The following is a 13,427-nucleotide window of genomic DNA, read 5'->3' on the forward strand; positions in this document are numbered from 1 at the left end:
TTTTAGTTGAAAATAATTTTTTATGATTTTTTATTTATTTTACTTATTTTTAAAAATTTTTAATTTTTTTTACTAAATTAAAAATAGAATTTTCTAATACGTCGCACTTCTTCCTAATCTTGCAGCACCTCTAACGCCACTAGCATCACCATATCTTGGTTTTAAAAAAACACCTTCGTATTCTCTGCCAATTACAAATTTTCTAACTAACGAATCTATTTCGTGTAAGAAATCAATTTCGTTTGAAACGCCTCCTCCAAATATAAAAGCATCGGGATCCAAAATATTTATTATACTTGAAAGAGACATTGCTAAATTTACTTTAAAATCATCTATAAATTTTTCAGCATCTAAATCATGTTTTCTATTTAATTCAAAAATTTCATTTGTTTTTAAATTTTTTCCGTAAAGTTTTTTAAATCTTTTAGCCAACCCTAAACCAGATAAAAAACTTTCAATCTCTGCTTCTCTTGGATTGCTTGAATCGAAATTTTCCTTTTTTGCAGCAAAGTAAGGAATTTGGTTATGGCCCCACTCTCCTGCAACACCATTTGGACCACTTACTATTTTTTTATCAATTACCAAACCACCTCCAACCCCAGATCCTAAAATAATTCCATAAACGATTTTGTAATGTTTTCCTGCTCCATCAATAGATTCTGATAAAGCAAAACAATTTGCATCATTTTCACAAAATACTTCTTTACCTAATGCTTTACGTAAATCATTTTGAAAAGGTTTTTTTTCTAACCAACTGATATTAGGAACGTTTTTAACTAATCCAGTTTGAGGAGAGTGAACTCCTGGATGGCAAACACCAATCGGAAGCTCTTGTTTAAACTCTTCTTCTAATTTTTTATGAATATCTCTTATAGCAGTAATAATTTGAGTATAGTTTTTTGGACATGCTATTCTAGATCTGTGTTTTTCTTGTCCATCCTTTTCAAGTACAACACTCTCTATCTTTGTTGCACCAACATCTATACCCACTTGCATAATGATTAGTAAGTTGCTCTACCACCACTAAGATCAAATACTGCAGCTGTTGAAAAAGAATTTTCTTCACTTGATAACCAAGCAACTAGAGAAGCTAATTCCTCTACTTTAGCAAATTTATTTCTTGGTATTTTTGAAAGCATATAATTTATATGCTCCTCAGTCATTTGATCAAAAATTCTAGTTTTTGCTGCTGCTGGAGTAACACAATTTACTGCAATATTTTTTTGTGCAAGTTCTTTACCTAAAGATTTCGTTAATCCTATAACTCCTGCTTTAGAAGTACTATAAGCACTTGCATTTGGATTTCCTTCTTTGCCTGCAATAGATGCAATATTTACAATCCTTCCATAATCATTCTTTACCATAAATGGAACAACTGCTTTACAACAATAAAAGACTGCATTTAAGTTAAGATTAACAACTTTATTCCACTCTTCAATTGGATATTCTGCAACAGTAGTGTTCATGCCTGCTACACCTGCATTATTAATAAAGATATCAATCTTACCATGTGATTTTTCAACTTCAGATAATTTTGAATTGATTGTTTCATAATTGCTTACATCAACTATTTGATAAGTTAAATTTTCAGAATTTACTTTTTCTAAAGCTTTTTTGGCTTCGCCTTCGTCGATATCCCAAATTACTACTTTGGCACCAGACTCAATAAACCTTTCAGTAATAGCTAATCCAAAACCTTGAGCTCCACCTGTTACAATTGCTACCCTGTTGTTTAAATCAAATTTAATCATTTTTATTTTTTAAATTTTTTTGATCTTATTAAAGGAAAAGCTAGGGCAATTAAAGATAAAATGAAGAATGTTAAGGCTATTGGTCTTGTAAAAAACATTAACCAATTTCCATCAAATATAACCAGAGATTGTCTTAAAGTTCCTTCAACTAACTCACCTAAAATTAACCCAATGATAACAGGGACAACTGAGAAACCATACCTTCTCATAAAGAAACCAAGCACTCCAAAAAATAACATTATCCAAACATCAATTATTGATTGATTTAGTGAATAGGTTCCACAAACTGAAACTGCAAAAATCATTGGCCATAATATTTTATTAGGTACCAACGTTATTCTTGCAAAAATTTTAGCTCCGAAAAAACCAAATATAAAAAAGAGCACATTTGCAATTAACATTGCACCAAATATCCCATACAAAAATTCAGGTTGTTCTCTAAATAAATCAGGTCCAGGTCTAACCCCATGTATAATTAAACCAGTTAAAATAACAGCTGTTGTTGCACTACCAGGAATTCCAAGTGCAAGTGTTGGAACCATTGCACCACCAGTTGCTGCATTGTTTGCAGCTTCTGCACCAGCGATACCTTCAATAGATCCTTTTCCAAATTCTTCTGGTTTTTTTGAAAATCTTTTTGCTTCTGAATAGCCAATTAAAGAAGCAACTGTTCCACCTTCTGCAGGCAACACTCCAATAAAAGAACCTATGCCACTTGATCTTAAAATTGTTTTCCAAGTTTTTTTATAATCATCTTTACTTGGAAGTTTAATTGCTTTTAAAGCTATTCTGTTAAATACCTGATTAATTAAAGTTGATTGAGTTAACATCTCACTCATTGCAAATAAACCAACAACAACCGGAATAAAGCCAATCCCTTCTGTTAATTCATTAATTCCAAATGTAAAACGATCAATTGAAGTCATAAAATCTTTACCAACTGTTGAAATTAAAATTCCAAATGCACCCGCAATCAAATTTTTAATTGGGCTTCCTTCTCCAATTGATGCAAGCATCGTTAAACCAAAGATCGCTAATGCAAAATATTCTGGCTGACCAAACTCATATGCAAGTTGAGCCAATATTGGTGCAAAAAAGACAAGTATTACAACACTAAAAATACCACCAACTGTACTAGAAACAGTAGCCATTCCTAAAGCTCTACCTGCCTCTCCTTTTTGTGCTAAAGGATAACCATCTAAACAAGTTGCTGCAGCAGCTGGTGTTCCAGGTGTGTTAATTAGAACTGCTGTTATGGCACCACCGTAGGTACCCGCACAATAAATAGAAGTTAATAATACAATTGCTGACAATGGATCAAGTGTCATTGTAAAAGGTAAAATTAATGCTCCACCAGTTGTTGGTCCTAAACCAGGTAACACTCCTAAGATTAATCCAAACAATGTTCCAAAAAATAAAACTAATAATAGCTTTGAACTAAATAAAGGAGCCATCATTAACAATAAATTGTCCATCTAGCTATAATAAATGTTAGTTATAATTCCAGGTGGAAATCTTAAACCTAAAATTGTTTCAAAAAAAATAAAGACAATCACTGGAAAAATAATTCCAACAAGCAATAAGTAAAATATTCTTTTCTCTCCCCAACAATAAGAAACAAAAATAGATAAAGCTGAGATTGCTAAAAAGAAATCTAAAGTTTTTGAAATTACTAAAAATATTACAAAACTTGAAAGTGTTAAAAAGAATGATTTAGGTAATTTTTTTTGAACTTTCCAAGGATTTTTAGTTGCTAAATAATAAACTAGTAAAGTCATAACTATTATTAAAACCAATAGTGCCTTTGGAAATGTTGCAGGTTGTATTCCTCTATTTAAAATGGGAGGAACAATATCAAAGGTAAAAGTAGTAATTAATAATGCTACAGAAATAAAAATAATTACAAAAGAGACTTTAAATTCATCTCTAAAAAAAAAGGGCAAACTTTTGTTTGCCCTTTTTTGTTTTTGTACATTTTTCATATGCAAATGTACTTTATGATTAGATTAGTTAATGTAACCTAAAGCTTTTAGCTGAGCAGTCATTTCAGCAAGCATTTCTTCCATTTGCTTACCCCACTCGTCAGCACCAACTACACTAGTTTCATCAAGACCAATTTCAGTTAAGAAATTTTTGTAATAGTTGTGGCTCATAGCTTTCATCATTCCAGCTTCTAATTGTTTAACTCTTTCTGCTGGAGCACCTTTTTTAGTTACGAAACCTCTAACAGTTGATAAAGAAACAGGAATTCCTAGTTCTTTAGCTGTAGGAGAGTCTCCAATTTTAGCCATTCTATTATTTGCTAAAACAACTGACACACAAAGTTTACCTTCGTTAATTTCAGTTAATGCTTCACCTAAGTTTAAAACACCTACATCGATATCACCTTTGATTAGGTTAGTTTTAATTGGTGCTACACCTTTGTAAGCAACAATAGTTGGATCTGTTAATCCACCTTTTTTAGTAAATGCAATTGCACTAACATCATCAATACCACCAGTGTGTGTTGTTCCATATTTTAGTGATTTTGATTTTTGCGCGCTAATGAATTTTTTAGCATCTTTAATTTCATTGTTACAGTTAACAACAAATAATTGAGGATCGTCTGTACCTCTTGCTAAAGGCTGCATATCGCTTAATTTTACTTTAGTTTTTCCTAAAGCCATTGATACTGCATGACCAGTAGTCCAAGTTAAAGTGTGGTTACCATCTGCAGGTAAAGACATCATGTAATCCATAGATGCTGCTCCACCACCACCTTTTTTGTTAACTAACTGCATATCTTGTTTAAGAACTCTTCTCGCTCTTAATAACATCATTCTAGTAGTAACGTCAGTTCCACCACCAAAACCAGCGTGAGTAATTGCTTGAATTGGATGTCCATCAGCTTTTGCAGATGTGATCATTAATGGAAGAGCTACAACAAAAAATTCAGTTACTAAAAAAGCAGCTGCTAAAAATAGTTTAAAGCTTTTTTTCATTATTTCCCTCTTTAGTTTATTTAGTTTATGTATATATAAATTATATTTAAAGATTTAATCATACTCAGATATAAGACGTAAAGTAAAAAATGACACAAACAAAAGCTAATATCGCACTTCTACTTGGGGATCCTGCGGGGATAGGACCTGAGCTTATCTCAAAATTATTAAGTGAAGAAATAACTAACAAAGCAAATATTGTTGTTATTGGTGAAAAACAAATTCTTGAGAGTGGAAACAATGTAACTGGAAAATCTCATCAACTTGAAATCGTAGAAAATTTTGATCAAATTGATTTTAATAAATCCAATAGATTTTTATTAGATATTTCAAAAGGAAAAAACCAAAAATATAAAATAGCTGAACCTTCAAAAGAATCAGGTGAAAGTGTTTTAGAAGCTTTAGATTTAGCTTTAACTCTTGCAAAAGAAAAAAAAATTGATGCGATTAATTTTGCGCCAATGAATAAGACAAGTTTAAAGCTTGGAGGAAATACACATTCAGATGAATTACAATTAATGGCTGAAAAATTAGATGTGAAAAGTTTTTGTTGTGAGTTTAATGTTATAGATAACTTTTGGACAGCAAGAGTAACCTCTCACATTCCTATTAAAGAAGTTGCACAACACATCACAAAAGAAAATATCTTAAAACCAATTAAATTAATAAATGAAGTTATGGAATTAAACGGTGTAAAAAATCCTAGAATAGCAGTTCAAGCACTTAATCCACATGCAGAATTTGGTACTGAAGAAAAAGATGAAATTATTCCAGCAATAGAAGAAGCAAAAAAACTTGGATTTAATACAGATGGTCCTTTGCCATGTGATACTTCTTTTGTAGTTGCTTATAAAAATAAAAACCATGATTGTATGGTTGGAATGTATCATGATGCACTTCAATCTGGACTTAAAGCATTTGGTTTTGACAGAGGAGTTACTGTTCAAGGAGGATTAACTGTTCCTGTAACAACTACTGCACATGGATCTGCGTTTGCAATTGCTGGAAAAAATGAAGCTAACTTAGCTCCAATTTTAAACTCATTTAAAATTGCTTTATCAATGGCTGAAAACAAAAAACAACTAAATAACTAAAATTCTCTTTTTAATTTAGTATTTTTTTTATTTCTTCCAAAGTAAAAGGTTTTGGTTTCTTGCAAGTAGTTTTTATTTCTTGTGGTATACCTGTTTGAGATGCTCTCATAGTTGAGTCTATGATATCTAAAACATGCAAAGAAAGTTCTCCATTACATCTATGCTCTAAATTATTTTCAATTGCATAAGCCATCTCTGATAGACCTGCTCCTCTATAATTTGCATTAGTTGGAGATTCGTTAGCTCTAGAGCTTTGACTTTTAATATTAATTTTTCCTAAAGGCATCGTGTCTGTTTTGTGTTCACCCCAATTACCACCAGCAGTTACTGAAACAAAAGCTGATCCACCAAACATATTTGGATCAGGAACAATAATTGATCCTTTGTTACCATACAGTTCTATATGGTTTCTTTGATGAGCAACCACATCAAAAGATAAAGTAATCTGTATAATACAATCATTTTCAAATTGTATAGTTGCAAGATAAGTTGTTGGAGATTCTACTTTAAATTTTTGACCTTTTTTTGGACCTATCCCAATTTCTCTTTCTTCAAAAACTTTTGTACATCTTCCTTGCACTTGTTTTGCTGGACCAATTAGATTTACTAATGCAGTAAGATAATATGGACCCATATCGATTACAGGACCACCTTCATTTTCAGCAAACCAAGGTTCTGGATTAGGGTGATATGATTGAATTCCTGGATAAGCAAAAATTGCGTTACCCAATTTAATGTCACCAATTACACCGTTATCAATTAGCTCTCTAGTTTTCTGAATACCTCCGCCTAAAAAAGTGTCAGGTGCATTTCCTATATAAAGATTTTTTTCTTTAGCAAGTTCAACTAATTTTTTTCCATCCTCAAAGTTAACAGACATTGGTTTTTCAGCATAAGAATGTTTGTCATTTTTTAATGCCATTTTTGAAACTTCAAAATGTGCTACAGGGATTGTAAGATTTAATATTATTTCAATCTCTTTATCTTTTAAAAGCTCCTCAACAGTTACTGCTTCGATATTATAATGAATTGCACACTTCTTTGCTGTTTCCATGTTTAAATCAGCACATTTAACAATCCTGATGTTATTAAAGTACTCTTGAGCTCTAAAATAAGTCTCTGAAATATGACCACATCCTATAAGGCCAACTTTAAATACTTTATTCATAAAGGATTAAATACCTTGTCTTTGTTTGCTTCTTCCTTCTTTGTAAAGTTTTAAAGCTTCTTCATTTTCTTTTGTAGTTGGAATTTCTAAAGTTGGACTATCCCAAAAAGATGATCCTTCTACCCATTTATAAGCGTGAGTTTTAATTGAAATAACATAAGTTACATCAGATGCTTTGGCTCTTTTAAATGCAGCTTCAAGATCTGAAATTGAAGTAACGTGTTCAGATTTCGCACCCATACTTTCAGCATGTTTTGCAAAATCTACATCTACTAAGCCAGGAGTGTTAGAACTCTTTAATAAGTTGTTATACTCTTTTCCACCTTTGAATAATTGAAGTCGGTTTATAACTGCAAAGCCACCGTTATCACAAACTACTATAATTAATTTATTTTTTGTTATTACTGATGAATAAATATCAGTGTTATTTAATAGATAAGATCCATCACCTACAAATGAGATCACTTCTTTATCTGGATTAGCCATCTTAATTCCTAGTGCTCCAGATATTTCGTAACTCATACAACTAAAACCCCACTCTGTTTCATGGGTATTTAGTTCTCTTGGTCTCCATACTTGTATTACTTCACCTACCAAACCTCCTGCAGCTGTAACTGCAATATCAGTTGGATCAGAGTTTCTATAAATTGCTCCAATTACCTGAACATAACTTGGAACCTCCTGATTAGTTGGAGCACTTTCTTTATCTATATGTTCATTCCATGATTTAAGTTCTGTTTGAGATTTCTTATTCCAATCCTCCCCTGCTTTCCAATCACCTAAGGCTTGAGAAAGTTCAGTTAATGAAACTTTTGCATCTCCAACAACTGCTTGTGCTAAATGTTTATTAGCATCATATCTTGATACATTGATTGAAACTAACTTGAAATTTTCGTTTTCAAAGTTTGCCCATGATCCTGTTGTAAAATCAGCAAGTTTTGTACCTATAGCAATCGCTAGATCAGTTTGTTTAGCTAATGAGTTTGTATTTTTTCCGCCAAGTCCTCCAATTTGACCTGCAAAATGAGAATGATCTCTTTTCATTGTTGAATAACCCATTACAGTTTGTGTAACTGGAATATTATGTTTGATTGCAAACTGACTTAATTCTTCCATTGCATCTGAATAAAAAACTCCACCTCCAGATATTATGATTGGATTTTTTGAAGATTTAATTTTCTCAGCTGCTTCTTTAATTTGAAATTCATCTGGTCTTGGTCTTCTAATAGTATGAACTCTTTCTTTAAAAAATTCTTCTGGATAATCAAAAGTTTGACCTTGGATATCTTGACTTAGCGCAATACAAGCAGGACCACATTCAGCAGGATCTAACATTGTTTGAACTGCTATTGGAAATGATTGAATTATTTGTTCAGGTCTAGTGATACGATCAAAATATCTTGTAACTGGTTTGAAAGCATCATTTGCAGTTACGCTTGGATTGTTAAAATGTTCAACTTGTTGTAATACTGGATCTGGCATTCTATTTGCATAAGTATCACCAGGTAAAAATAAAATTGGTAATCTATTACTCATTGCTACTGCTGCTGCAGTAACCATGTTGGTTGCTCCTGGACCAACAGATGATGTGGCAACAAAAATTTGTTGCCTTCTCTTAGCTCTAGCATAACCTATTCCAGTTAAAGCCATATTCTGTTCATGATGGCCTCTATAAGTCGGTAATTCTTTTTGATTTTCTTCAAGTGCCTGACCTAAACACGCTACATTTCCGTGTCCAAAAATTCCAAAGACACCAGGAAAGAGTGGTTCTTTTTTGCCATTAATTAATATTTTTTGGGCAATTAAATATTTAACGATTGCATGTGCACAAGTAAGAGTGATTTTTTTCATAATTGGGTTTATTTTTTTTATGTATAATGTTTATATATATTTATATTTATAAATTAAAAAACCCAACTTAGTAAACCTTAAAAAATAAAAAAATTATGTATAACAAATTTGGACAATTCATTGATGGAAAATGGCAAGAAGCAGAAAAAAAAGAGACATATGATGTAATCAACCCTGCAACTGAGGAAGTGATTGGAAAAGCATCAAAAGCTTCTTCAGCAGATGTACAAAAAGCATTAAAGTCAGCTGAGAAAGGTCTTAAAGTTTGGAGTAACACTACTCCATGGCAAAGATCATATGTAATTAGAAAAATTGCAGATCTAATGAGAGAGAGAAAAGATGTTCTTGCTAAATGGTTAACACTTGAAGTTGGTAAACCTCTTGCTGAAGGAGTTGGAGAAGTTGGTGGAGGAGCGGATATATTTGAGTGGAATGCAGAAGAAACAAAAAGAATTTACGGTCAAACAGTTCAAAGTAGATTTCCTGATACAAGAGTTCATGTTTATTATCAGCCAGTAGGTGTTGTGGCTGCTTTAATACCATGGAACTTTCCAATTATTTTGGCTGCAAGAAAAATTTCAACAGCATTAGCAGCAGGTTGCTCTGTAATTTGTAAACCAGATGTAATTACACCTGGTGCAGTTATGGAATTAGTTAATATTTGTAAAGAAGCAGGTGTTCCTGATGGTGTGGTTAATTTATTATCTGGTGATCCTGCAGAAATTTCAAATGAATTATTAGAGTCTGATATTATTAAAAAAGTATCAATCACTGGTTCAACAAGAGTTGGTAAATTAATATTAAAGAAAGCTGCAGATAAAGTTCAAAGAGTAACTATGGAACTTAGTGGTCACTCACCTTTTATTGTTTGTGATGATGTTGATATGAATAAAGTTGCAGATATTGCGATTACTGCAAAATTCAGAAACAATGGACAAGTTTGTATCTCTCCAAACAGATTTTATATCCAAGAAAATAAAAAAGATGAATTCCTTGGTGCATTTATGGATAGAGCAAAGAAATTAAAAATTGGTAATGGTATGGATGAAGGAACTATCTTAGGTCCATTAACAACCGCAAAAAGATTAGAAGAAATTGAAAAACTAGTTGAGACAACAAAAAATGAAGGAGCAGATGTTTTAATGGGAGGAAAAAGACCTTCTGGTTTTAACAAAGGTTATTTTTACGAGCCAACTGTTTTTGACAATGTAAAAGATGATTTTACAATTATGAGGGAAGAACCATTTGGTCCTCTTGTACCCGTTCTTACGTTTAAAACATTTGATGAAGTCATAGAAAGAGCAAACAATAATGACCTTGGTTTATGTAGCTATTTGTATACAAATTCTATGGATCAAGCGAACAGAGGTTCTGAAATGTTAGAGTCTGGTTGCGTTGCTGTTAATACTGGTGCAGTTGCTGTAGCAGAGGCTCCTTTTGGTGGTATCAAACAAACTGGTTACGGACGTGAGGGTGGATCAATGGCGATTAAAGATTATCTAAACGTTAAATACACTCACATGGCATTAAAAGTATAATAATGAGAAAAAATAAAATTAAACAAATGATGAAAGACGGTAAACCCGTCATTAACGGTTGGTGTGCAATTCCAAGCACAGCATCTGCAGAAGCAATGGCACATCAAGGTTGGGATTCATTAACCATAGATATGCAGCATGGATTAGTTGATTACAGTAATGCTCTTCCAATGCTTCAAACAATTTCGACAACAGATGTCACTCCACTTGCTAGAGTTAATTGGAATGAGCCAGGTCAAATAATGAAAATTTTAGACGCTGGTTGTTATGGAATTGTTTGTCCAATGGTCAGTAATAGAAAAGAAGCTGAAAATTTTGTTCAAGCATGTATGTACCCACCTGATGGCTACAGAAGTTTCGGTCCTGTCAGAGGATTAATTTATGGTGGTGCAGATTATGCAGATCACGCTAATGAAGAAATTCTTAAATTAGCAATGATAGAAACAAAAGAGTCTTTGGAAAATTTAGATGAGATAATGTCTACACCAGGTGTTGACGGAATTTATATTGGGCCTGCAGACTTAAGTTTAGCAATTGGTGAAAAACCTGGATTTGATCGAGCTGAAACAACAAAAGCTTATTCTGAAATTTTGAGAATTCTAGAACATGCAAAGAAAAATAATATTTTTGCAGGAATTCACAATGGTACAACAGAATACGCAACTAAGATGATTGAAAAAGGTTTTGATTTTGTAACGATAGCTTCTGATTTAAGAGCTTTAAGTGCTGGTGCAAAAGCAACTGTTGATAAGATGAAAGGTTCTTTGTCTAAAAAAGACGACGACGCTACTTATTAATCAAGTTGATTTAAAAATTCTTCAAACTGATTTTTATCTAAATTAGAGGATTGTTTATTACTCGGAAACTTTCCAGCCATAGAATCTTTTTTAAATGCTTTAAGTGCTTTAACTCTTTCAACTTTAATTTCATTTCTAAGTTTTAATAAGTTTCCATAAGCTTTAGAATGTCTTGGAGGATTTTCGGTATCACCACAAATATCTTCCATAAATAAGTACATCACATCTGCATTTTTTCCAGATCCTAATGAAACAGTAACAATATCTGTTCGTTTGGAAATTTCTCCCATCACATTTTCAGGTATAACTTCACATTCAGCAGAAAAGGCTCCTGCATCTTCTAATCTTTTAAATTTTTGAAATAACTCATAAGCTTCGTTTGCTGTTTTACCAACTGCTCGAAGTCCACCTATCCAAGTAGATTTTCTTGGAACTAATCCTAAGTGACCCATCACAGGTACATCTTCCTTTGCTAACATTTCTACTATATCCATGCTTCTTGGTGTCATCACAGCATCAGCACCATTTTCTAAAGCTTTAAATGCTCCTCGCATAATGTCATCTGCTGTAACAAATTCATTCAAAACTAAAGCTGCAGTTAAAAAAAGATTTTTAGATCCTTCCCTCACTGGAATAACATTTTTAGCGTTAGCAATAATCATATCAAAACCAGCTTTTTCGGCTGCAGAAGCTTCGTCAATAGTATTTGCAGTAACTTGAGTAAATTTTCTTTTGCCTTTAGCTGCTTTTAAATCACCTACTGTAGTTGATCTTTTTGCTGGTTTTGCCGCCCATGTATATACATTCTTCATTAAACACCTCTATAAAGAATATCTCTTCGATCGATAAATTCCTCAAAAGTCTTAATAGTGACAACAGATGGTAAAATAAAAATTGACCTTTTATCTTTTTCGTTTCTGATAATCCTAAAATAACCCTTTTTGATTGCTGTATCGATATAAACATTAGAAGTTAAATAAGATTTCTCTATAACTCTTAAAAGTTCATTTTTAGTGATAGATTTATTTTTATAATAAGCGAGCATCACCATGTGCAACATGATCCAATGTTGAGGTGTGAGAGAAAACCAATTTAATAAATCGTTTGCCAACCTTCCCTCAAAATCTCCAAGAGAAATTTCGGCTAATTTAATTCTTTTTTGAGTTAATTTTGGAATTCTCTTCTGTTCTTCAAAATTTTTAGGATACTTAAACTGTCTTTTCATTTAAATAAACTTAAACTTATTAAGTTTTCTATTCAATACTATTTTTACTTAGTAGTTCTTTATAAATATTATTTACTCTGTGCACTTCTGAAGCTGTATTAAAATAACCTTCATATTCAATTTCATCTGGTGTTACATCAAAATGATAATGACCAGCATCTTTATCATGTTCGTAGGAATGAAAATGTGTATGTTCACCAGACTCTCTTAAATTCAATTCTCCTCCAGTAGGATCTCCAGTCCACAGAACTGTATAACACTGTAATTTTGGACCAACAGGTTCATAAAATTGAAGAAAATCTTTTACACACTTCATTTGTTTGGGATCATAGTATTCGTGTTTAATGTCTTTATAATCTGGTTGAACATGCGATCTTACTTTTCCTTCTAAAATTCTAAACACACCTGCAATAGCAATATGTTTATTTTCTTTAAGATTTAAATTGTTTGATAATGAAGATCTCATTGCTTGTGGAAGAGAACCTTGATCTCCAGATCTTCCTTTAATTTTTATTTTAATTACTTTTCCTTGTTTGCCATCTGTATAATAAATATTTCCAAGTCCTCCATGTTTTCTTGCGTTATATTTTTCAACAATACATTTTTTATCAGGACTCACTCTTACAATTATAGATCTAGACTCATCAGTAATTAAATTTTCGTTAATTACTAATTCTCCACAGTGACCATCTAAACAAGACATTGCACCAGATCCAGCACCTAAAGCATAAGATTTTTCTGATCCAATGATTTTAGAAATTTCTTGGTAATCAAATTCGGCACCGATAAAATTAGGATCATGCATGTATGGTTCACCGCCAACATCAATGATTTTTTGGTTACCGCTTATTCCTTCAGATGGACAATCCCATTCACGAAGATTAGGACAATCTACAACTTCTACTTCAACATTTTTAAAATTTTCTGAAAGTCCTTTTTTTAATGCACTCGCTATATCTTCAAGTGAATGATTTGTGAAAGTTCCTTTTTCTATTTTTAATTGCATGATGTTAATAAGCTAT

The 13,427-nt window shown here is 32.2% G+C and carries 13 protein-coding genes; 3 read left to right on the forward strand and 10 right to left on the reverse strand.

The genetic code is table 11. The features are described 5' to 3' along the window. Window positions 1-93 precede the first annotated feature (93 nt). Genes ACQY31_RS02150 through ACQY31_RS02170 form a run of 5 tightly spaced genes read right to left on the reverse strand, consistent with a single transcriptional unit; the run spans window position 94 to window position 4,732 of the window. Window positions 94-996 (reverse strand): ROK family protein, encoded by a 903-nt coding sequence (locus ACQY31_RS02150; protein WP_428080400.1) that lies wholly within the window; start codon window positions 994-996, stop codon window positions 94-96. A 5-nt stretch (window positions 997-1,001) separates the two neighbouring features. Next, entirely contained in the window at window positions 1,002-1,751 is a 750-nt protein-coding gene (locus ACQY31_RS02155) for an SDR family NAD(P)-dependent oxidoreductase (RefSeq protein WP_428080402.1), read from the reverse strand. A gap of 2 nt (window positions 1,752-1,753) precedes the next feature. Continuing rightward, window positions 1,754-3,226 (reverse strand): tripartite tricarboxylate transporter permease, encoded by a 1,473-nt coding sequence (locus ACQY31_RS02160; protein WP_428080404.1) that lies wholly within the window; start codon window positions 3,224-3,226, stop codon window positions 1,754-1,756. Continuing rightward, a complete protein-coding gene (locus ACQY31_RS02165) occupies window positions 3,227-3,733 on the reverse strand; it encodes a tripartite tricarboxylate transporter TctB family protein (protein WP_428080406.1) in 507 nt (168 codons plus the stop codon). Window positions 3,734-3,757: 24 nt separating this feature from the next. Continuing rightward, window positions 3,758-4,732, reverse strand: coding sequence for a Bug family tripartite tricarboxylate transporter substrate binding protein (locus ACQY31_RS02170; RefSeq protein ID WP_428080408.1), 975 nt, complete (start codon window positions 4,730-4,732; stop codon window positions 3,758-3,760). Window positions 4,733-4,821: 89 nt separating this feature from the next. Here ACQY31_RS02170 and ACQY31_RS02175 point away from each other — a divergent pair, with 89 nt between their 5' ends. Next, entirely contained in the window at window positions 4,822-5,826 is a 1,005-nt protein-coding gene (locus ACQY31_RS02175; protein WP_428080410.1) for a 4-hydroxythreonine-4-phosphate dehydrogenase PdxA, read from the forward strand. Window positions 5,827-5,836: 10 nt separating this feature from the next. On the opposite strand, the gene ACQY31_RS02180 is transcribed toward ACQY31_RS02175, so the two are convergent. After that, the gene (locus ACQY31_RS02180) at window positions 5,837-6,994 is read right to left on the reverse strand and encodes a Gfo/Idh/MocA family protein (RefSeq protein WP_428080412.1); all 1,158 of its coding nucleotides are present in this window, start codon (window positions 6,992-6,994) and stop codon (window positions 5,837-5,839) included. A gap of 6 nt (window positions 6,995-7,000) precedes the next feature. Next, on the reverse strand, window positions 7,001-8,845 hold the full coding sequence (iolD, locus tag ACQY31_RS02185; protein ID WP_428080414.1) for a 3D-(3,5/4)-trihydroxycyclohexane-1,2-dione acylhydrolase (decyclizing): 1,845 nt from the start codon (window positions 8,843-8,845) through the stop codon (window positions 7,001-7,003). Window positions 8,846-8,940: 95 nt separating this feature from the next. Here iolD and ACQY31_RS02190 point away from each other — a divergent pair, with 95 nt between their 5' ends. Both ACQY31_RS02190 and ACQY31_RS02195 read left to right on the forward strand, forming a co-directional pair. After that, window positions 8,941-10,383, forward strand: coding sequence for an NAD-dependent succinate-semialdehyde dehydrogenase (locus tag ACQY31_RS02190; protein ID WP_428080416.1), 1,443 nt, complete (start codon window positions 8,941-8,943; stop codon window positions 10,381-10,383). 2 nt (window positions 10,384-10,385) lie between these two features. Continuing rightward, window positions 10,386-11,180: an HpcH/HpaI aldolase family protein gene (locus tag ACQY31_RS02195; protein WP_262589470.1), complete on the forward strand. Its 795-nt coding sequence runs from the start codon at window positions 10,386-10,388 to the stop codon at window positions 11,178-11,180. On the opposite strand, the gene ACQY31_RS02200 is transcribed toward ACQY31_RS02195, so the two are convergent. Genes ACQY31_RS02200 through ACQY31_RS02210 form a run of 3 tightly spaced genes read right to left on the reverse strand, consistent with a single transcriptional unit; the run spans window position 11,177 to window position 13,411 of the window. After that, window positions 11,177-11,992, reverse strand: a complete 816-nt coding sequence (locus tag ACQY31_RS02200; protein WP_428080418.1) for a 3-methyl-2-oxobutanoate hydroxymethyltransferase — start codon at window positions 11,990-11,992, stop codon at window positions 11,177-11,179. The two genes, ACQY31_RS02195 and ACQY31_RS02200, sit on opposite strands and share 4 nt — an antisense overlap. Beyond that, on the reverse strand, window positions 11,992-12,405 hold the full coding sequence (locus ACQY31_RS02205) for a MarR family transcriptional regulator (RefSeq protein WP_428080420.1): 414 nt from the start codon (window positions 12,403-12,405) through the stop codon (window positions 11,992-11,994). The genes ACQY31_RS02200 and ACQY31_RS02205 overlap by 1 nt, the downstream gene beginning before the upstream one ends. Before the next feature lie 28 nt (window positions 12,406-12,433). Continuing rightward, entirely contained in the window at window positions 12,434-13,411 is a 978-nt protein-coding gene (locus ACQY31_RS02210) for a DUF1907 domain-containing protein (RefSeq protein ID WP_428080422.1), read from the reverse strand. Between the last annotated feature and the right edge of the window lie 16 nt (window positions 13,412-13,427).

The organism is Candidatus Pelagibacter sp. (assembly GCF_965262185.1).
In the GTDB taxonomy this organism is placed as follows: domain Bacteria; phylum Pseudomonadota; class Alphaproteobacteria; order Pelagibacterales; family Pelagibacteraceae; genus Pelagibacter.